Annotated in this window: 21 protein-coding genes and 2 pseudogenes; 13 read left to right on the top strand and 10 right to left on the bottom strand. The window is 35.0% G+C overall.

Going from position 1 to position 19738, the window contains the following annotated elements; all coding sequences use genetic code 11:
• Positions 1-4: 4 nt before the first annotated feature.
• Positions 5-1339 (bottom strand): sensor histidine kinase, encoded by a 1335-nt coding sequence (locus BTM29_RS03390; RefSeq protein ID WP_076614162.1) that lies wholly within the window; start codon positions 1337-1339, stop codon positions 5-7.
• Positions 1340-1728: 389 nt separating this feature from the next.
• Between BTM29_RS03390 and BTM29_RS03385 the strand changes: the two genes are divergently transcribed.
• The gene (locus BTM29_RS03385; protein ID WP_192844200.1) at positions 1729-2361 is read left to right on the top strand and encodes a CPBP family intramembrane glutamic endopeptidase; all 633 of its coding nucleotides are present in this window, start codon (positions 1729-1731) and stop codon (positions 2359-2361) included.
• Positions 2362-2439: 78 nt separating this feature from the next.
• Here the strand turns inward: BTM29_RS03385 and BTM29_RS03380 are convergent, their stop codons facing one another.
• The 7 genes from BTM29_RS03380 to BTM29_RS03350 form a co-directional block, all read right to left on the bottom strand.
• Complete coding sequence (locus tag BTM29_RS03380; protein WP_076614160.1) at positions 2440-3099, bottom strand: CPBP family intramembrane glutamic endopeptidase; 660 nt, start codon at positions 3097-3099, stop codon at positions 2440-2442.
• 142 nt (positions 3100-3241) lie between these two features.
• Complete coding sequence (locus BTM29_RS03375; RefSeq protein WP_076614159.1) at positions 3242-3517, bottom strand: hypothetical protein; 276 nt, start codon at positions 3515-3517, stop codon at positions 3242-3244.
• Between the two features lie 27 nt (positions 3518-3544).
• Positions 3545-3754 carry a hypothetical protein gene (locus BTM29_RS03370; protein WP_076614158.1) on the bottom strand — a complete coding sequence of 70 codons (210 nt, stop codon included), beginning with the start codon at positions 3752-3754 and terminating at the stop codon, positions 3545-3547.
• 12 nt (positions 3755-3766) lie between these two features.
• On the bottom strand, positions 3767-3970 hold the full coding sequence (locus tag BTM29_RS03365; protein WP_076614157.1) for a hypothetical protein: 204 nt from the start codon (positions 3968-3970) through the stop codon (positions 3767-3769).
• A 105-nt stretch (positions 3971-4075) separates the two neighbouring features.
• The gene (locus BTM29_RS03360; protein WP_076614156.1) at positions 4076-4369 is read right to left on the bottom strand and encodes a bacteriocin immunity protein; all 294 of its coding nucleotides are present in this window, start codon (positions 4367-4369) and stop codon (positions 4076-4078) included.
• A 137-nt stretch (positions 4370-4506) separates the two neighbouring features.
• The gene (locus tag BTM29_RS03355) at positions 4507-4860 is read right to left on the bottom strand and encodes a bacteriocin immunity protein (RefSeq protein WP_076614155.1); all 354 of its coding nucleotides are present in this window, start codon (positions 4858-4860) and stop codon (positions 4507-4509) included.
• 131 nt (positions 4861-4991) lie between these two features.
• Positions 4992-5267, bottom strand: coding sequence for a hypothetical protein (locus BTM29_RS03350; RefSeq protein WP_076614154.1), 276 nt, complete (start codon positions 5265-5267; stop codon positions 4992-4994).
• A gap of 139 nt (positions 5268-5406) precedes the next feature.
• Here BTM29_RS03350 and BTM29_RS03345 point away from each other — a divergent pair.
• Positions 5407-5916, top strand: a pseudogene (locus tag BTM29_RS03345) (AAA family ATPase); the annotation flags it as partial.
• Between the two features lie 157 nt (positions 5917-6073).
• On the opposite strand, the gene BTM29_RS03340 reads toward BTM29_RS03345, so the two are convergent.
• A complete protein-coding gene (locus BTM29_RS03340) occupies positions 6074-7336 on the bottom strand; it encodes an RNA-guided endonuclease InsQ/TnpB family protein (RefSeq protein ID WP_076614153.1) in 1263 nt (420 codons plus the stop codon).
• A 98-nt stretch (positions 7337-7434) separates the two neighbouring features.
• On the opposite strand from BTM29_RS03340, the gene tnpA reads away from it, so the two are divergent.
• From tnpA to BTM29_RS03320, 4 genes and pseudogenes are all read left to right on the top strand, one after another.
• Positions 7435-7875, top strand: coding sequence for an IS200/IS605 family transposase (gene tnpA, locus BTM29_RS03335; RefSeq protein ID WP_076614152.1), 441 nt, complete (start codon positions 7435-7437; stop codon positions 7873-7875).
• A 57-nt stretch (positions 7876-7932) separates the two neighbouring features.
• A pseudogene (locus BTM29_RS03330) lies at positions 7933-8739 on the top strand (AAA family ATPase); the annotation flags it as partial.
• 99 nt (positions 8740-8838) lie between these two features.
• Entirely contained in the window at positions 8839-10149 is a 1311-nt protein-coding gene (locus BTM29_RS03325; RefSeq protein ID WP_076614151.1) for a GHKL domain-containing protein, read from the top strand.
• A complete protein-coding gene (locus BTM29_RS03320; protein WP_076614150.1) occupies positions 10146-10883 on the top strand; it encodes a LytR/AlgR family response regulator transcription factor in 738 nt (245 codons plus the stop codon). Before BTM29_RS03325 ends, BTM29_RS03320 begins: the two co-directional genes overlap by 4 nt.
• Here BTM29_RS03320 and BTM29_RS12770 read toward each other — a convergent pair whose 3' ends face one another.
• Positions 10884-11054 (bottom strand): hypothetical protein, encoded by a 171-nt coding sequence (locus BTM29_RS12770; protein ID WP_157886433.1) that lies wholly within the window; start codon positions 11052-11054, stop codon positions 10884-10886.
• Between the two features lie 283 nt (positions 11055-11337).
• Here BTM29_RS12770 and hflX point away from each other — a divergent pair, with 283 nt between their 5' ends.
• From hflX to BTM29_RS03285, 7 genes are all read left to right on the top strand, one after another.
• A complete protein-coding gene (gene hflX / locus BTM29_RS03315) occupies positions 11338-12618 on the top strand; it encodes a GTPase HflX (protein ID WP_076614149.1) in 1281 nt (426 codons plus the stop codon).
• A 206-nt stretch (positions 12619-12824) separates the two neighbouring features.
• Positions 12825-14459 carry a peptide ABC transporter substrate-binding protein gene (locus BTM29_RS03310; protein ID WP_076614148.1) on the top strand — a complete coding sequence of 545 codons (1635 nt, stop codon included), beginning with the start codon at positions 12825-12827 and terminating at the stop codon, positions 14457-14459.
• 22 nt (positions 14460-14481) lie between these two features.
• Positions 14482-15414, top strand: a complete 933-nt coding sequence (gene opp3b, locus BTM29_RS03305) for an oligopeptide ABC transporter permease (RefSeq protein WP_076614147.1) — start codon at positions 14482-14484, stop codon at positions 15412-15414.
• A 1-nt stretch (position 15415) separates the two neighbouring features.
• Complete coding sequence (locus BTM29_RS03300) at positions 15416-16438, top strand: ABC transporter permease (RefSeq protein ID WP_076614146.1); 1023 nt, start codon at positions 15416-15418, stop codon at positions 16436-16438.
• Between the two features lie 20 nt (positions 16439-16458).
• A complete protein-coding gene (locus BTM29_RS03295) occupies positions 16459-17505 on the top strand; it encodes an ABC transporter ATP-binding protein (protein ID WP_076614145.1) in 1047 nt (348 codons plus the stop codon).
• The gene (locus BTM29_RS03290; protein ID WP_076614144.1) at positions 17505-18428 is read left to right on the top strand and encodes an ABC transporter ATP-binding protein; all 924 of its coding nucleotides are present in this window, start codon (positions 17505-17507) and stop codon (positions 18426-18428) included. Before BTM29_RS03295 ends, BTM29_RS03290 begins: the two co-directional genes overlap by 1 nt.
• Before the next feature lie 264 nt (positions 18429-18692).
• A complete protein-coding gene (locus BTM29_RS03285) occupies positions 18693-19718 on the top strand; it encodes an SLAP domain-containing protein (RefSeq protein WP_076614143.1) in 1026 nt (341 codons plus the stop codon).
• Positions 19719-19738 lie beyond the last annotated feature (20 nt).

The following is a 19738-nucleotide window of genomic DNA, read 5'->3' as shown; positions in this document are numbered from 1 at the left end:
ATTATCACCCCTCATCAATTATTAACGTCATAATTAAGTGTTTATTTACTATCTCTGATTCAAAGTACATACTTGGATTTTTATTAATCAATTTTTTAATATTATATAATCCTATACCACGATTATTCCCTTTAGTAGAATACCCATTCTTAAAAATATCCTTTAAACTAATTTCATTAATTAATCCATTCTCAACGGATATTTCTTTAGTTCCATCTGTATCTATGAAAGCACATGTTATGTTGCCTGTTGTCGTGCTAGATGCTTCAATCGCATTATCCAATAAAATTCCTACCACTCTAACGACCGTCAGTACATGTTCTCTGATAAATATTTCAGATGATATCTCAAAATCAATATTTATCCCTTTAGCTTTGGATTTCAAATACTTCTGTATTATAAGTCCTCTTAATGGAGAATTTTTTAGTTTTGCGGAATTACCAACTATTTCACCATCTACAGAAGATTGATATTCATCCTGATTAATAATTTCATTGTAATATTCTTTATACTGATCAATGTCTTTTCCATTAGAAGCATTCATTGACAGCATTATATTCTTAAAATCATGTTTGAAGTCACGCAAAGAATCATACTGCTGACTAACACTTTCCAAGTAATCGTTCAATTGTTCATTTTGTTCAATCTCATTATGTGTTTCTTGTTTGATTGAATAATCCTTGATAAAAGCTAGCATTTGCCACATCATCAAAATTAGTAATAAAGTAAATGACAATATTATTGTTCCTTGTATTGATATAGTTATATATTCTAAATCTCCAACTAGCAATATAGATTCAAAAGACAAGAATACGAATAGCAACAGGCCAAAAATATTATGTTCCAACTTTAAATCAACTATTCTTTCTCTAATATTTAAAATTTCATTCTTTTTAAATTTCATAATATAAATAAGGAAGATAAACACAGCTATATTTAAAACAATATTAATAGGAATTAATATATTTTGAAAATTTTCTAGTGTATCGGCTTTCCAAATTCCTTTTATGAAAAAAAATATAATGCGCCCCATATATGTACTAATTAAGAAGGAAATAATTTCAATAATAAGTGAAAAAAGCAGATCTATACTCATTAACGAATTGTGAATATTCTTTTTCAACCTAATTCTTATCATAATTAAATAAACAATCATAAATAATAAGATACTTAAGTCTTCTAAAAAAGCACTTATTAGAACAAAAAAAAGCGATACACCAATATCGCAAATATAATAAGTTGTTTTATATGAGTTATCAAACATGTGTAAAATAGATACCACAATAACATAGAAAACTAAATTCTGAATAAATCCCCAAAATAACGTAGTTTCAACCAAATTGTCACATATCCTTTTTCTTTACTTTTTTAACCATTTTTTAACACGTTTAACTGTAGCGTTTATCATAGTATAACCCATTACCAAGCTTCTGCTTTTACATCGTTTTATTTTATATATTTAAATATATCAGTAGTACTACGTTAATGACTAACATTGGATTAACGTTAAATATACGGTCATTAACGTATTTATTCATTTCAAAGTTTGCACGTTTAGAACCTTAAAAACTCCGTTAATATTTTATTGATTAATAATCCATGATTTATATTAGATTAATAAATGTACACAAATAATAAAAACGGAGGGTTATGTATGAATACACTAAATACATTTAGAAAATGAATAAACAAAGTCTTAAACTACCGATATTACTAACCATATATTTTTTGATTGTCGAATTCTCTATGAATCTATTCCAAATGTTTTTAACACAAAAAATTTCAAGCATTATAACCGTATTACTTGAATATTTTTTATGTATTTCATTACTAATTTCTATAAAATCATATTTAAGAAATGATTTCATATCGATAAAAACAAACAAAACAAAATTAATATTAATATTAATACCATTATTTATAATATTAAGCTTAGCGTTTCAAATAGTACTTCAAAATATTATTCCATCGACACCTTCTAATCAAAGCGCCGTAGTAGGTGAACTAAACAACAATAGTATTGTCGGATTAATCATGATAAGCATATTAATAGTTATCATTGGACCAATATCTGAGGAGATATTATTTCAATTCTTTTTACAAGGTAAGCTGGCAAATATATTAAATAATAAATTTAAAAACAGCTGGATTACAACAATTCTTCCAATAGTTTTTTCGACATTATTATTTATGATATATCATTTAAGTGGAATGCAAGACATACTGAATTTATCTATCTTCACATACTCAGATTTAGTACTGTTTGCGATTCTATACAAAATCACAGATTATAATATCTTATATCCAATTGCTATGCATATTGGATTAAATCTCATTAGTTTGATTTTCACATTAATGTGATGTCATACTCTAAATATATAAAGTCATCCTAAATGAAAACACCATTTCATTTAGGATGTTTTTTTGTATGCGATAATTTCAAAGATTCATAACTAATAATAATTGTAGAGTAGAGAATATATTGATCAATTGATGACAAATAATACTGTTAAATATATTGCCTGTCTTACCAAATGCGTATGTGGTGATAATACTGGATAAGAAGTAACTGACAAACATGAAGCTCCCTCCTCCATGCATATACGCAAATATAATAGCAGTTATTATATATCCATAAATAACTGAATTGAATATATTATTGATCTGTTGAAATAACATACCTCTAAAAACTATCTCCTCTAGGATTGGACCTGTTAGATTAACTGTAATCATGGCTATGATCATTACTACTAAATTAGATGACGTAAGTCTATTAGCTATCAAGTCATTAGATGTGGATGTACTCTGTGTGTTTATACTTGCTACATAAGAAAATGTCACTGACTGCACTACAGATATAACTGCCAACATTACTGTTAAACCCATATTCTTAAGTTTGAATGATTGATCGACCAATTCAAATCCCAATTTATTCTTCAAAAATAAAAGTAGAAATAAGATAACAAAAAAAGTAATGAACATCGAAATAATATTCCTAGAATTAGATACCATAACAATACTATTGATTTGAATAACGAATATTAATAATAATATTAAAATAAATATAGCGCCTTTTTTCAAATATGACAGTGCCTTCATATAATTACCTCCATTTAATAATTGTATCAACAGAGTTGTTTTTTCTTAGAAAATGACCTGAGACACCAATTTTTCAACCCTGAAACATATTTAATAAAAAAATGCCTAGCCAAATAATTGACTAGACACACAGAATGCATCATCACATCATAAACCAACCAACTTGAGTCTTTTCAACTGAATATTCACTATCGGCAATCTTGGCTTTGGCCATAAACTTGATTAATCCAGCATTGAATTCTTTATCGTTCATCTTCGTACCAATATACCAAGTGTCATTATTAACGGTTACAGTACCTAGATCATCGTCGAACTTAGCGATTGAATCTCTATAGTAATTATGTGCTGCATCATGACTGTGAAATTGAACGATCCATGTAGTTGGAATAAATTTTGTTACACCGCTAAACTTAATCATCAATACTCCCCCCAAATCATTAATTGACTACCAATTAAAAAAGAACATTGTTCCAAATCCAAAAAACATCATAAATCCGCCTATTAAAAAAGATGAATATATCGCATATAAAATAAATGGCGAGGTATCTTTACCACCGTTTGTCTTAAGATTAGACAAGTACTTTATTGAACTGTGGATCTGATAGATACCCAATAAAATGACTAGAATTCCCACAACATACATTATTATTTTCATAATTCGATTCTCCTAAATTGAAAATTTCAAATTAAAGATCAATGCTAATCCTAAAATAACGAAGACTAAACCAATGAAAAATGAGAAAAACAAGGCATATAGCATAAATGGTGAGGTGGACTTACTACCTCTCAAGTTAACAATCGCTCCTTTAGTGCTATATATCTGAAAGATTCCAAGAAGAACTAACGTAATACCAAATAGAATCCTAATCATTATCGTGCATCCCTTTCATCATTCTTTAATATTAATGTGATATCACTTTGTAACCATAGTATGCGCTTTCAAATATTAAAAAACAAGTATTACACATAATAATTACTAACTTAATATGCCATCAACTAAAACATCACCAGATGTTACACCACGATACTCATCAGCATCATCTTTGATATCTTGGCCCAAATCCAATAAGGCTTGTGGTGCACGTAGCCAGTGTGATGCTAGATAGAACGAAATATAATTGCTCAATCTCACACAGATCAACTTGTAATTAGTTCCATCCTCAAGTTGACGAGCAAATTTTAACAAACTACTCCTTATTTCAATATCTCTTTCGATCTCAGGATTGGCACAGGCTCTATTTATCTCACTAAATAATTTCTTTTCATTCATATATTGAACACTCCCTCTACTAAGTATTTTATTATCAAATAACCCGGAACATAAAAAAATATCCTGAATCACGTTATTTATACTCTTGAACAAAGAATCTTGTTCAAAAATATAAAGGATTCAAGATATGCATTGGATTATCTTATTGGCATCTTATTGTTATCAAAAATACTGTAGAAATATGACTTATCTGAGAAGTCAGCATAATTAGCTCCATTCAATCCAGCCTTTTGGCCAATTGTTCCCAACTCCATCAACAAGGCTTCCTCTTCTTTTTTGAGGTGAATCTTACCAGCCATTCCCTCACTGTATATATATTTGGCCAAACGATCGATTAATGCTTCAGGATTCTTAGCCTTATCAATTTTTGAATAGACCTGTAACAAAACATCGGTGATATTTAACATGTGAGATGACTTATCTGATTCCTTATTAAGCATATTGTACAAATCATGAATATATTGTTTAGCATTATCTCTATTATTCAACATTTATCCTCCAAAAATTAACTACTGAAGTTATTTTAAAACAAAGAGCCCATTGAGGACTGGAAATGTCCTGAATGGCTAGGTTTCACATCTTAAACAATATATGAAATGTACATTCAAAATTAAAATGGAGCTCAGTATCCCCTAACCAGAATAAATTCAATTGAATATTCATCCTTAGAAATGTTTTGTTTTGCCATAAATTCATTAAAAGCATCCTCAAACTTATTCTTTGGTATTTTAGTCCATATATACCAGCCATTATTACTAACAGTTATTCTGCCTAATCTATCATCAAAATAATGTATTACAGAGTCGTAATATGCATGTGCTTCATATCTAGACCTAAATTCTATCTTCCACGTATCTGGGATATAACTAGAAATTGCGAAACCCTTTAGCCAGTTCATGATATATACCTCCTGGTGAACTTAATTTTTCATTCTTTAATAATTCAAGTTTACCTCAAATTTTCCCTTAACTTGACCATGACGTAACGTTATGGTTTATCATTTAGTACATCTATATTTAAAGTGAGGTACTTTATTGATGAAACAGGAATCACTTTTCTCAAATCAAAGCGAAAATACACCACTAGCTAGTCGAGTACGTCCGAGAAGTTTAGAGGACTTTGTCGGACAACAACACTTATTGGGTCAAGGTAAACTTCTAAGAGAAATCATTGAAAACGATCAAGTATCTTCTATGATCTTTTGGGGACCACCTGGTGTGGGTAAAACTACGCTAGCAGAAATAATCGCAAATCAAACCAAATCAAAGTTTCTGAGTTTTAGTGCTGTGGACAGCAGTATTAGCAAAATCAAAAAAATAATGAAACAGGCTGAACTTGACCGTGAAATTGGTCAACGAACAATAGTCTTTGTCGATGAGATTCATCGATTCAACAAGGCGCAACAAGATGCTTTCTTACCATATGTTGAACGTGGCAGCATTATCCTCATAGGAGCTACGACAGAGAATCCATCCTTTGAAATCAACTCGGCTTTATTATCTAGATGTAAGGTATTTGTCCTTAAGCCACTAGAGCAAAAAGACATCGGTCAACCACTCCCGACTAAAGTCGGAAGCTTGTGAGAATTACACCGTTGGTGCAACGACCACAATTTGCTTAGATACAGCGATTGCCTGCAAGCAGGTCTTACGTGCTAATTACCAAAGCCTTTAGAGTCCGCAGGTTGCCAGACGGACTGAATATTTACAGTGATACTAAACCTTTTGCCAAAATATTTTTAGCTGCATTACAATCACGTATGTGGTAAGTACCACAGTGTGGACACGTCCATTCTCGGTCAGCTAGTGTGAGCTTATTAGTTGATCCAGCACCCATGACAAAACCGCAATCATGACATGTCTGGGTGGTATTTCGAGGGTTAACTGTGATAAACCTTTTCCCGTACATATCAGCTTTATAGGACAACATGCCTAACAATGTGCGCCAACCCACATCAGCAATGTTCATTGCTAGTGCGTGATTTCGTAACATATTCTTACTCCGTAATTCCTCTGCCACTACCAAATCGTGGTTCTTGATAAGTGTGGTGGACACGAGGTGTAAAAAGTTTTTACGTTGATTGGCTACTTTGAGTTGGATAATTGCGACAATCTCACGTTGCTTCTGATAATTTTTGGCGTCACGTAATGGCCGATGCTCTTTTTTAGCACGTAGTGCTCGTCGAGAAAGCTTACGTTGTGCGCTAGCCAATTTACCCTTAATAGCACGATAATAATGTGGATTGGCAACGATGTTGCCATCGGAATCAGTTAGAAAATTATCAATATTTAAGTCAATACCAATAGATACGGCTGTATTATTACTTAATTTATTTACAAATGGACGTTCAGAAGCTAGTTGCATCGAGACATAATACCGACCAGTGGCGTCCATTGAGATAGTTGTCGTTCCAATACGCACATCATCTTGCCGATTAAGTAACTTAGTTGGCATTCCTTTGAATCGTAAAGTTCCCAACTTGGGTAATTGTATATGTTGTTGGTCGAGCAATCGAACACTACCATTGGCCATACTAGGATTATTTAGCTTACTAGCATACAGGCATGAGGTTTGATATTTTTGCTCGGTTCGCTTTTTATGGAAGACTGGTGTGCCTGATCTATGAACCTTACGAAAAAGGTTCCAAGCAGAACGATAGTTTTTGATAGCATTAGCCTTCATCAGGCTATCTAAATCATGGTCATTAAGCCAGCCATGACTATTTGAAATCCCCGTTGATGGTGATTTCAATCGCTGTTCTAGTGTCTGAATACGTTGCTGAACCATTGTGATGGGAATCTTCACCTGACGTAACATGAATAATTCCCGATTCATGCCATTCATTTCGTTGTAGATAAAGCGACTCGCATCACTATTGCGTTTGATCAATCGTTTTTGTTCAGTAGCTGGGAAAATACGCACTTTAACGCCATAATGATAGGATAGCTGTGCCATCGTTTTAGTCATATTAATTCACCTCCTTAGTTGTGTTATACTAATTATAACATATGAGTATTAAATTATACGTATTAAGCCTATTAATAAGCACTTCAAGGAGCAAGCATATGAGAAAAAAGAATGACCGTTTAGATGATATTATTCACGAACGTAACTACGTCTACAATTTCCATTTTCACTTGATATGGGTCACTAAATACCGAAATACTGTATTTTCAACACCGCAATTGGTAAATGACATGGAAATTATCCTTCGGCGAATTGCCGATCTCAATGAGGTCACTATCGAGCGTATGGAGGTTATGCCAGACCATATACATCTTCTTATTAGCTTTAAACCAAAATATGCACCGACCAACGTTGTTAAGGCTTTCAAGGGTGGCTCTGCACGTATGTTTTTCGAAAAGCATCCTGAAGTGAAACAGCAAAAGTTCTTGGGCGGTCATTTGTGGTCACATAGTTACTATATGAGTACACTCGGAAATATGAGTAAAGATATTGTTGAACGTTATATCGAAAGCCAAAAGAAAAGTGACTTGCGACACTAAGTTTAGGGCATTCATCTACCTGATTAAAATCAGGAGATTTCTGCCAAGTTTTTAATTAAATTAATTAACAATGCATTGAGTAATCCTGATGGTTTTGGAAAGCAAAATATTGTGATTGGCAATGAAGAGATTCAAGCCATTGCCAACTTTGCGGATGGTGATGCCAGATCAGCCTTGAACACACTGGAAATGGCCATCCTTAATGGAGACAAGAATGATGAGCGAACTCTAGTAAATATGGCTGACCTCAGCCAACTCATTACCAAAAAGTTCGTATTATACGATAAGAATGGTGAAGAACACTACAATATTATCTCGGCATTACACAAATCCATGCGAAATAGTGACGTCGACGCTGCTATCTATTGGCTGTCTCGAATGCTTGAAGGTGGAGAAGATCCACTTTACATAGCACGTCGTTTAGTTAGATTCGCGAGTGAAGATATCGGTCTGGCTGATACTAATGCTCTCAATCTAACCATCAATGTTTTTCAAGCTTGCCAATTCATCGGTATGCCTGAATGTGACGTTCATTTGGTTGAAGCTGTGACCTATCTATCGCTAGCTCCAAAGTCTAATGCCATTTACAAAGCCAGACTTGCTGCAGCTAAAGATGTCAAAGAAACCGTCAATGACCCTGTTCCTTTACAAATACGTAATGCACCTACCAAGCTGATGAAGGACTTGGGATATGGTAAGGATTACGAACTGGCACATTACGCTAAAGATAAACTGACCACAATGAAAACCATGCCACCATCTCTAGAAGGACATGAATATTATGCTCCAACTGAACAGGGAAATGAGAACCGCTTCAAAGACCGACTAGCTCAAATCAAAGCTTGGCATGAACAACATGATTGATTTTCAAAATATGCTAAATTTAAATAGTTATATTAGATTTATAACTATTTCACTAACCTGATTCTTACTGTATCCTTAAGTAAGAGTGGGGGGATTGTGATGATCTACGTTAACACTGGAGCATTTGTATTGGGATTGACTCTGTCTTGGTTAATAACATTTGGAATTTTCTTTTTGATATATAACGACAAATTACAACTTAATCCAATTAAGTCTGTCTTAATAGCCATTTTATTTGTGATCACTGCGATCACTGATTATTTGGTCGATGACTGGAGTTATTTGATTTTTGTGATTGGCTTGTATCTCATATTCAACTGGCAAAGAAAGCGTAATTACTTCTTATTGAGTAGTGCAATCACGACAGCGATAACTATATATATAGTAGACATTTTAATGTCTGCTATTTTGATACCGTTTGTTTCATCCACAAATATTCAAGGATTCGCCTTCACTGCCATTAGCAGCGGTCTTGAACTAGTTCTTTCAGCTATTGTGGTACTACTATATCGTAAATTACATATCAGTCGCTTCATAAATACCAATAACTCCCCTATACCAGTATTATTACTGAGTTACTTCTTCATCGTCTTATCGATTTTCATGAACTTCATCCATAGATTTGCTATCTACCGCAAGTTTTTGATCGGTATTTTATTCTTCGTTGTACTCCAATTAATTGTGCTTCTTTTGATTTTCTTACTAGAAACCAAACGACAAAAGACAATCTATCAACAACAATTATCCCAAGAACAATTAAAGAATCTCAAGACATATACAGATCAATTAGAAATTGACCAGCTAAATCTGCGAAAGTTCAAACATGATTATGAGAATATGCTACTAAGTCTAAGAACTATTGCTGACTCAAAGCAAAATGATGAATGGAATGCTTCACTTGATAAGTTCGAAAACTACTCCAATAACTATTTCAATAATGTCTCAATGAAGCTATACAAAGACTTGAATAATATTCAAAACCCTTATTTGAAGAGTCTTTTCATCAGCAAGTTGAATAAGATCAATCAAGAAAACATAGAATGTACTTTTGAATGCCATTATATTATTGATGATTCCCCTATCAATGTCTTTGACCTAGTTCGATTGTTGGGTATTGCCATCGACAATGCAATCGATGAAGTTAAGAAGCAAGATAATGGAAATATTCAACTAGCCATTATCAATGAGACTAAACAGGTAACTTTTATAATCGACAACACTGTCTCTGAAGCTGAAAATATTGATTCGATCAATCAGGTAGGCTATTCAACCAAAAAGGATCATTCTGGATTCGGATTATCAAATATCCAAGAAATCAAGAAACGCTACCCTAACTTACTGATTCAAAATAGTGAACGTGACAACGTATTTCATTTGCAATATGTGATTTTGAAAGGAGATATACAATGAGTTATTCTGTTATTATTTGTGAAGATGATTTGGTCCAATTAGAACAATTCGAAGTCTTGGTCAAGAATTACATGTTGTTCCACAGTGAGCTATTTGATATTGCACTCAAAACCCAATTTCCAGATGAAGTATTGAGTTTTTTGAACGATCAACCAACTAATGGTGGGATATATTTCTTGGATATTGACCTTCACAGCAAAATGAACGGAATAGATCTAGCGTCAGAAATCAGAAGGATCGATGTTCAAGCCAAGATCATCTTCGTTACAACACATGATGAAATGGCTCCATTAACGTTCAAGAGAAAAGTTGAAGCACTCGACTTCATCGTTAAAGATCAACCAATAGAAGATTTCAGACAAAACATCTATGACACATTGACACTTGCCAAAACACGGATCGATAAAACAATGACAAGACAAAAAAAGTGCTTCTCATTTACCGTGGGAAACCAAATATATCGTGTTAGTTTAGATGACGTATGTATCGTAGAAACATCGACGATACCCCATAGATTGAATCTATATACACATACAGGGTTATATGAATTCTACGGTAATTTGAATGAATTAGAAAAAAAGTACCCATCACTGTTTCGTGCCAATAGATCTTGCTTGATAAATCCTGAATCTATCAGTGAGGCCAACTTTAGTAAACGCAAAATAACCTTTGATAAGGGACTAGTTAGAACCTTTTCGATTGGTAAAGCTAAGAAGTTGAAGTCACTTATGTAATTACAGTGTCAGTAAATGACGGATTATATGAAATGACTTAGTAAAAGAGCCCCATATATTGAGGCTACCTATTTTCAAGAAAAAGTTGTTATACCAAGATGTATCAGCTAATAGGAATATCAACATCATAACTAGTAATACTGCACTAATAATTCTTATTTTTTTAACCATGACACACCCCTCCATAATAAACTCTAGTCTAACATGCCAGTAATAATTTAACGCTGATTCATCCCGAAACACGGTGTTTGATGTCCTAAAGTGGGTGAAATATTCATGACTTTACTTTCTACCTATTATATACAACAAACCAATCAACAATGTTATGATATAACCATATTATCGAAAGGAAGTACTTCAATTATGTGGATTGAAATCAGATTAAGAAGCACTCAATCAAACAAATAATCAACTGGCATAATACCCTGGGGTATAGGTGCCACCAGGAGGATATATGGAAAATACAACAAACGGTAAAGAACGCGTAATCGTTGCTGGAGTTAGTCACAAACAAGTAGACTTTGACTACACAATGGAAGAATTGGGCTCTCTAGTTGAAGCCAATAATATGGAAGTAGCTGATGTCATCAAACAAAACGTTGACAGTGTCAGTGCTAAGACTTACTTTGGTTCTGGTAAAGTTACCGAGATCAAAGAGATCGCCAATGCCGATGATGTTACTACGATCGTCTTAAACGACGAACTTACACCATCACAAATTAGAAATCTTGAAAAAGAAACCAAACTAAGCTTCATGGATCGAACAGAACTAATCTTACAAGTATTCTCTAACCGAGCACATACTAGACAGGCCAAGTTACAAGTTGAAATCGCCAAGTTACAATATCAACTACCAAGGATCCATCCCTCAGGTAATCCATTGGATCAACAATCTTCATCCGGTGGTCTTGCCAACCGTGGTGCTGGTGAAACAAAGCTAGAACTTGATCGTCGAGTAATTCGTAAACGGATCACTTATTTGAAGGATCAACTCAAAACTGTCGATAAAACTATCAATGTTCAAAGTCGTAGACGTACTAATACTAGCTTGCCTCTAGTCTCTTTAGTCGGCTATACAAACGCTGGTAAATCAACGACTATGAATGGACTTCTAAACTTTAATAAAGAAGAATCAGAGGATCGCAAGGTCTTTGAAAAAGATATGCTCTTCGCTACACTAGACACTAGTGTTAGAAAGATCGATCTTGAAGATAACACTAGTTTCTTATTGTCCGATACAGTCGGCTTTGTTAGCAAGCTACCTCATAACTTGATTGAGTCTTTCAAAACAACTTTGAAAGAGGCTAAAGACGCTGACTTATTGGTTCAAGTAATAGATGTTAGTGACGAACATTGGAAGAATATGTTGGAAGTTACTGAGAAAACATTGAATGAAGTCGGCGTTACAGGCAAGCCAATGATCTACGCATTCAATAAGGCTGATCTTAAAGCTGGACAAGTTTTCCCTACTATAGAAGGAGATAATATTTACTATTCGGCACTTGATCCTGATTCAATCAAGAAAATGGTTGATTTGATCAAATTGAAACTATTCGCTGAATACAAATTAGTCGATTTATTGATTCCTTATGATCAACAGAAATTCACTGAAGAAATATTGAAGAATTCACAAATCATCAGTAAAGAATTCACCAACGATGGTTCAGTTTTAAAAGCTAATTTAAGTCCCGATGAACTAGAGAAATATGAGCGATTTATCCAAGTAAACGTATAGACCATTTTTCTAATTTAACATTCTAATATTAAAAAACATTAAGCAGAAATATCTATTTTGTAGATATTTCTGTTTTTATTTGCATTTTGACTAAAGGTATTATATGATTTTATCAAACATTAGAAGATTTTTAATAAACATTGCTTGTATTTAATGTTTAATGGTGTAATCTAATAATATTGCTATGCTTTTAGGGAGGTTGCGTAATGAAATTTAAGAAGTATCTGCTAGCCATGTTACCAATTTTGGCAATTGCGCTAGTTTTGACAGGTTGTGGATCATCAACTGAAAAAGATGATAAAGATACTTTATCTATCAGTTCCAGTGATGTTATTGCAACAATGGATTCGTCACTGAACACAGATGTTATCGGTGCTCAAGGTTTGACTGATACTATGGAGGGGTTGTACCGATTCGACGGTAAAACACTACAACCTGCTATAGCTAAGAAAATCGTTAAGCCTACTAATAATGGTAAGACTTATACATTTGATATGAAACATACTAAGTGGTCTAACGGAAAAGCCGTTACCGCTCAAGACTTTGTCTATGCATGGCGCAGAACAGTTGATCCAAAGACTGCTTCACAATATGCATACATCTACTCCGGTATTAAGAATGCAGATGCAATCAATTCCGGTAAGAAGCCTGTCAATACCTTAGGTATTAAGGCACTTGGTAAGTACAAATTACAAGTAACACTGGAAGATCCTATTCCTTACTTCAACAAGTTGATGGCCAATTCAACGTTCTTTCCTCAATACAAATCAGCAGTTGAAAAAGCCGGCAAGCAATATGGATTAAAGAGTGCCGGTATGGTCTTCAATGGACCATTCAAATTAACTAACTGGACTGTTTCAGATAATAGCTGGACTGAAGTTAAGAACAAAGATTATTGGAATGCCAAAGCTGTTAAGTTAAATAAGGTTAAGTACTACGTTGTTAAAGATAACAACACTGGCTTGAACCTATATGACGCCAACCGTATCAACCGTCTACAAAAGATCAGTGGTGATACAGCTCGTCAAGTATCTTCATACAAGACATTCTCAAATGATAAGATGGCAAGTAACTTCTATCTTGAATTCAACCAAAAGAAATACAAGTTCTTCAAGAATGAGAAGATCAGACAAGCTATCTCAATGTCGATCAATCGTGAACAATTAACAAATAATGTCCTAGGTAAAACTGGTGGTATCGAACGTACTATTGTTCCATCAGGAATGTCTTATGATCCTAAGACAAATGTCGACTTCACCAAAGAACCAGAACTTAAATCAGTAAGTAAATATACAGAATACAATCCAAAGCTCGCTGCTAAACTTTGGAAAGAAGGAATCAAAGAAACCGGTCAAAAGAACCTTAACTTCACATTACTAGGTGATGATACCGATGGTGCTAAGAAACAAAACGAATATATCCAAGGCCAACTTGAAAAGAATTTACCAGGCTTGAATCTTACATTACAAAATGTTCCATTCAAATCAAGACTTGATAAATCAACAAGTGGTAACTTCGATATCGTAGTTACTGGTTGGAACGCCGATTATCCAGATCCCGTTACATTCCTAGATATCTTCACAACAGGTAATCCTCAAAATAATGGTAAATATTCAAATCCTGAATACGATGCCTTGATCAAGAAGAGTAAGACTACTGATGCTAATAATGAAGACGCTAGATGGGAAGATTTAGTACAAGCTACTAAGCTACTCGCAGAAGACTCTGGTGTTGTTCCTCTATACCAATACTACCAAGCTAACTTAACAAGAACTAACGTTAAGAACTACAGAATTTCACCAAATGGTAGTTACAACCTTGTCACTGTATACAAAAAATAATTAGGAGTTAGGGAGATTAAATATGGCTAAATATATTCTTAAAAGAATTTTCTACCTGTTTTTGACCCTTTTCATCATTGCGACTTTGACTTTCTTCTTAATGAAGCTACTACCTGGTACTCCGTTCTCTAACCAGAACCGTATGTCACCAGATCAATTGAAGATTGTTAAGGCTCAATATGGCTTGGATCAATCAGTATTTGTTCAATATGTACGTTATATGGGTGGTCTATTACAAGGTAATCTTGGAACATCATTCCAATTTAACAATGAACCTGTTACATCACTAATCGGTCAACGTCTTGCCCCATCAATGCAAATTGGTGCACAAGCTATGATCGTTGGTACAGTTCTTGGTATCCTTCTAGGTGCCATTGCTGCTATTCGTAAGAACACATGGGTCGATACACTTGCTACATTCGTATCAATTCTTGGATTATCGATTCCATCTTTCGTTCTAGCTGTTCTATTACAATTCTACTTAGCCTACAAATGGCGCATTTACCCAGTTGCTCTATGGGACAACTTCCAATCAAGTGTGTTACCAACACTTGCCTTAGCTGCTTTACCTTTAGGTAACGTTGCTAGATTTATGAGAACTGAAATGGTCGATGTTATGAGTAGTGATTATATTGAGTTGGCCAAATCAAAAGGTAACTCAAGCTGGAAGGTAGTTACAAAACACGCCCTTCGTAATTCCTTGATTCCAGTTGTTACGATCATCGGACCTATGGCTGTTTCAGTTATGACTGGTTCAATGGTTGTTGAAAATATCTTCTCAATTCCCGGTATTGGTGAACAATTCGTTAAGTCGATCACGACTAATGACTACCCAACGATCATGGGACTTACAATTTTCTATTCATTCTTGTTAGTTGTAGTTATCTTGATTGTCGATATTCTCTACGGATTCATCGATCCAAGAATTAGATTAGGAAACGGAGGTAAAGAATAATATGGAACAAATTCCAAATGTACCAAAGGAAAAATTCAAATTAATCCATGATGAGAACAACAATGAACAAGAAAAGATCGGCACACCTGCTCTTACATATCTACAAGATGTTCGTCGCCGTCTATTTTCAAACAGAGTCGCTGTAGTATGTTTGATACTTCTTACTATCATCGTCTTGATCTCAATCTTTGCCCCACTTGTTGCACCACACAATCCTAATGCCCAACAAGTTACATTATCTAACTTACCTCCTAAACTAGGTAATTTGAATATCCCCGGATTTAATGGCTACCAAAATATGGGTGGTAAAATGATCGATGCCTATAAAGAAGCTGGAGCATCTAAGGGTTCTTATTACCTACTAGGTACTGATTACCTAGGTCGTGATCTATTATCAAGAATCATCTATGGTACTCGTCTTTCACTAGTTGTTGCTATCTTGGCTACACTTGTTGATTTGATCATCGGTGTTCCCTACGGTATCATCTCAGGTTGGAAAGGTGGTATAACTGATACAGTTATGCAACGTATCGTTGAAATCGTATCATCAGTTCCTAACTTAATCGTTGTTATCTTAATGATGATCGTTTTGAAACCAGGTCTTGGTTCTATCGTTATCGCGATCGCCATTACCGGTTGGGTCACAATGGCGCGTCTGATTCGTGCTCAGACATTCCAGCTCAAAGAGCAAGAATATGTCTTAGCTGCTAGAACACTTGGCGAGTCATCAAGTAAGATTGCTACTAAGCACTTGATTCCTAACCTATCTTCAACAATTATCATTCAAACAATGTTTACAATTCCTAATGCGATATTCTTTGAAGCCTTCTTGAGTTTCATTGGTATTGGTATACCTGCACCAAACGCCTCATTAGGTACATTGTTATCAGATGGCCAAAAGGCATTTAGATTCTTGCCATATCAAATGTGGGCACCAGCAATCATCTTAAGTATTATCATGATTGCCACAAACCTACTTGGTGATGGTTTACGTGATGCATTTGATCCACAGTCTGACGATTAAATAAGGAGTATGAATAAGCAATGGATAAAATTCTAGAAGTAAAAGACTTGCATGTTAATTTTGCGACATACAATGGTACTGTCCAAGCTATTCGTGGGGTGAGTTTCGATCTTAACGCCGGTGAAACCTTAGCTATCGTTGGTGAATCTGGCTCTGGTAAATCAATTACCGTTCGTTCCATCCTACAATTATTGGCAAAAAACTCAGATATCGCAAAGGGAAGCATTCTCTATCATGGAGATGACCTCCTACAAAAAAGTGAAAAGGAAATGGATTCGATCCGTGGAAATAAGATCTCTATGATCTTCCAAGATCCCATGACTTCACTTGATCCAACTATGACAATTGGTAAACAAGTTGCTGAACCACTATTGATTCACAACAATGTTTCCAAGAAAGACGCTATGAAGCGTGCTGAAGAGGTACTTAGATTAGTTGGTATCCCTAATCCTACAGAGCGTATGAAAGACTACCCTCACCAATTTTCAGGTGGTCAAAGACAACGTATCGTCATTGCTATCGCAATCGTTGATTATCCAGAGATCCTTATCGCTGATGAACCAACCACTGCCCTTGACGTTACTGTTCAAGCTCAAATCATTGATCTATTAAAAGAGTTACAACAAAAGATTGGTACTTCGATTATCTTCATCACCCATGACCTTGGTGTTGTGGCTGGTATCGCTGATCGTGTGGCTGTTATGTACGCTGGTAAGTTTGTAGAATATGGTTCTGTTAATGATATTTTCTACAACCCCCAACATCCTTACACTTGGGGACTACTAGACTCTATGCCTACACTTGAAACTAGTGAATCAGACCATCTGAACTCAATTCCCGGTACTCCACCTAACCTTTTGAATCCACCTAAGGGGGATGCCTTTGCACCACGTAACAAGTACGCAATGGAAATTGACGAAGAAGAGCAACCACCATTCTTCAAAGTTTCAAAGAATCACTACGCAGCTACATGGCTATTACATCCAAATGCACCAAAAGTTGATCCACCTGCATCAATCAAACAACGTTTTGAAAGATATCAAAAGTTAGGAGGCAGTGCTAAATAATGGCAGATGAAAGAGAAAAAATCGTTCAAGTTAGACATCTAAAACAATATTTCAACATTGGCAAACCTAACGAAGTAAAGGCTGTTGATGATGTTTCATTCGATATTTATAAAGGTGAAACCTTTGGACTAGTTGGTGAATCTGGTTCTGGTAAGAGTACTACTGGTCGTAGTATTATCAGACTTTACAATCCAACAGATGGACAAATCCTATTTAACGGCCAAGATATCAGTAAGATCAAGAGTCATGGTCCCCAAATGAAAAACTTCCGTCGTGAAATGCAGATGATCTTCCAAGATCCATATGCATCTCTAAACCCAAGAATGAAAGTTAAAGATATTATCGCTGAAGGCCTTGATGTTCACGGACTTGTTCATAATGATGAGGAACGTGAGAAACGTGTTCGTGAATTATTAGATATGGTTCACTTGAATCCAGAACATATGACACGTTACCCTTATGAATTCTCTGGTGGACAGAGACAGCGTATCGGTATCGCTAGAGCCTTGGCTGTTGAACCACAGTTTGTTATTGCCGATGAACCAATCTCAGCCCTTGATGTTTCCATTCAAGCTCAAGTTGTTAACTTGATGCAAGATATTCAAAAGGAACAAGGACTTACATATATGTTCATCGCCCATGACCTTTCAATGGTTAAGTACATCAGTGATCGTATCGCTGTTATGTATCGTGGTAAGATCGTTGAACTAGCTGATTCAGATGAGATCTATGACAACCCCTTACATGCTTATACACAAAGTCTTTTGTCAGCGATTCCTGTTCCTGATCCTGCTATCGAAAGAACTCGTCAAAGAATTGATTTTGATCACTCACAACCTTTCAGTGACGATCAATCATTACAAGAAGTTCTGCCCGGTCACTTCTTGTATTGCAATGCTGAAAAAGCAGCATCGTTTAAGTAACAGATTGGGAAACACCATTATTCTAAGAGATCCTAATCCAGATCCCTCCTCACAACCTTGGAATTTTAAAGAATTCCGTAATTAAAAAACACGCAACCAATCCAGTTGCGTGTTTTTTTGTTATCAATATATGCAATTTTTTGATAGATATTATGAGTTTTTGATTAATTAAGATATGTTTAAGTTAAGTCTTTTGTAGTTCCAATACATACTCACAAACATTAAACTATATGTATATTAACTATAATATGGGGAGAATCAATTATGAAGAAGGAAAATATTCTATTAGGCACAGCCATGGCTGTACTTCTTGCACCGGCAGTATTGAGCAATGTTTCTCAAAATGTACAAGCAAGTTCAAGTATGGTCGGGGTTGTTAAAAGAAACGGTGGAGCTTTAGTTGACGGCAATGGTTCAGCAGTAAACCGTAGCCTAGGTAACTTCACCTCATGGAAATTAGGGATTTCAAAGACAATTAATGGCTCACTTTACTATAAAGTAGCTACTAATGAATGGATAAAGGCTGACTCAGTTGTCGTCGACAACAACACTGATATCGTTAAGATGTCTGGATATGTTGGTACCGTTCTTCACGGTGGAGCATCTGTTGTAGACGATAATGGTAACTATGATGGAAATTACTTAGGTAACTATACTTCATGGAAAGTTAACGCCAAGAAGACCATCAACGGAGCAGTCTATTATCGAGTAGCTACTAATCAATGGGTCGATGCAGGATCCATGAATGTGGGCTACTCTGGAGGCAATACACAAACTACTACTCCAGCAACAAATATAACAAAGATACCCGGATACATCGGAAGTGTTCTTCACGGTGGAGCATCTGTTGTAGATGATAATGGTAACTATAATGGGAATTACCTGGGTGACTATACTTCATGGAAAGTTGATGCTAAGAAGACTGTTAATGGAACAGTCTATTATCGAGTAGCTACTAATCAATGGGTCTCACAAGAATCTATGAGTGTGGGTGCTCCAGCAGTGCAAAAAACTCAATACTCTAATTCAAATGTTGCATCAACATTCAGTATTAAGAGTTCAGCATTAAGAGATTTCTATGACTCTTCTACTAACACTTACGTACATAATCCATACGGTGCAGGTTCTCCTTACAATGTTTCAAAGATCGTTAAGAACATCAATGGTGCTTATTACTTCCAAGTAGAGCCAAACCTCTGGCTTCCAGCAAGTACATTTGATGCTCAAAGTGCAGAAACGTTGAGTAATGCTGTTTATGAACCTTACTTTGCTACTAACGTTACTAAATAGATAACTTTGTGAAAATTGAT

The sequence above is a fragment of the Companilactobacillus allii genome (assembly GCF_001971585.1).
GTDB lineage: Bacteria > Bacillota > Bacilli > Lactobacillales > Lactobacillaceae > Companilactobacillus > Companilactobacillus allii.
The sequence above is the reverse complement of the archived record's forward strand: the minus strand, read 5'-3'. Positions and strand labels throughout refer to the sequence as shown.

What these genes read in the sequence shown, in the direction of transcription:
- BTM29_RS03380 (WP_076614160.1), bottom strand. Translation starts at nt 3,099, where the DNA reads ATGAAGGCACTGTCATATTTGAAAAAAGGCGCTATATTTATTTTAATA.
- BTM29_RS03375 (WP_076614159.1), bottom strand. Translation starts at nt 3,517, where the DNA reads ATGATTAAGTTTAGCGGTGTAACAAAATTTATTCCAACTACATGGATC.
- BTM29_RS03370 (WP_076614158.1), bottom strand. Translation starts at nt 3,754, where the DNA reads ATGAAAATAATAATGTATGTTGTGGGAATTCTAGTCATTTTATTGGGT.
- BTM29_RS03365 (WP_076614157.1), bottom strand. Translation starts at nt 3,970, where the DNA reads ATGATTAGGATTCTATTTGGTATTACGTTAGTTCTTCTTGGAATCTTT.
- BTM29_RS03360 (WP_076614156.1), bottom strand. Translation starts at nt 4,369, where the DNA reads ATGAATGAAAAGAAATTATTTAGTGAGATAAATAGAGCCTGTGCCAAT.
- BTM29_RS03355 (WP_076614155.1), bottom strand. Translation starts at nt 4,860, where the DNA reads ATGTTGAATAATAGAGATAATGCTAAACAATATATTCATGATTTGTAC.
- BTM29_RS03350 (WP_076614154.1), bottom strand. Translation starts at nt 5,267, where the DNA reads ATGAACTGGCTAAAGGGTTTCGCAATTTCTAGTTATATCCCAGATACG.
- BTM29_RS03340 (WP_076614153.1), bottom strand. Translation starts at nt 7,336, where the DNA reads ATGACTAAAACGATGGCACAGCTATCCTATCATTATGGCGTTAAAGTG.
- tnpA (WP_076614152.1), top strand. Translation starts at nt 7,435, where the DNA reads ATGAGAAAAAAGAATGACCGTTTAGATGATATTATTCACGAACGTAAC.
- BTM29_RS03325 (WP_076614151.1), top strand. Translation starts at nt 8,839, where the DNA reads ATGATCTACGTTAACACTGGAGCATTTGTATTGGGATTGACTCTGTCT.
- BTM29_RS03320 (WP_076614150.1), top strand. Translation starts at nt 10,146, where the DNA reads ATGAGTTATTCTGTTATTATTTGTGAAGATGATTTGGTCCAATTAGAA.
- BTM29_RS12770 (WP_157886433.1), bottom strand. Translation starts at nt 11,054, where the DNA reads ATGGTTAAAAAAATAAGAATTATTAGTGCAGTATTACTAGTTATGATG.
- hflX (WP_076614149.1), top strand. Translation starts at nt 11,338, where the DNA reads ATGGAAAATACAACAAACGGTAAAGAACGCGTAATCGTTGCTGGAGTT.
- BTM29_RS03310 (WP_076614148.1), top strand. Translation starts at nt 12,825, where the DNA reads ATGAAATTTAAGAAGTATCTGCTAGCCATGTTACCAATTTTGGCAATT.
- opp3b (WP_076614147.1), top strand. Translation starts at nt 14,482, where the DNA reads ATGGCTAAATATATTCTTAAAAGAATTTTCTACCTGTTTTTGACCCTT.
- BTM29_RS03300 (WP_076614146.1), top strand. Translation starts at nt 15,416, where the DNA reads ATGGAACAAATTCCAAATGTACCAAAGGAAAAATTCAAATTAATCCAT.
- BTM29_RS03295 (WP_076614145.1), top strand. Translation starts at nt 16,459, where the DNA reads ATGGATAAAATTCTAGAAGTAAAAGACTTGCATGTTAATTTTGCGACA.
- BTM29_RS03290 (WP_076614144.1), top strand. Translation starts at nt 17,505, where the DNA reads ATGGCAGATGAAAGAGAAAAAATCGTTCAAGTTAGACATCTAAAACAA.
- BTM29_RS03285 (WP_076614143.1), top strand. Translation starts at nt 18,693, where the DNA reads ATGAAGAAGGAAAATATTCTATTAGGCACAGCCATGGCTGTACTTCTT.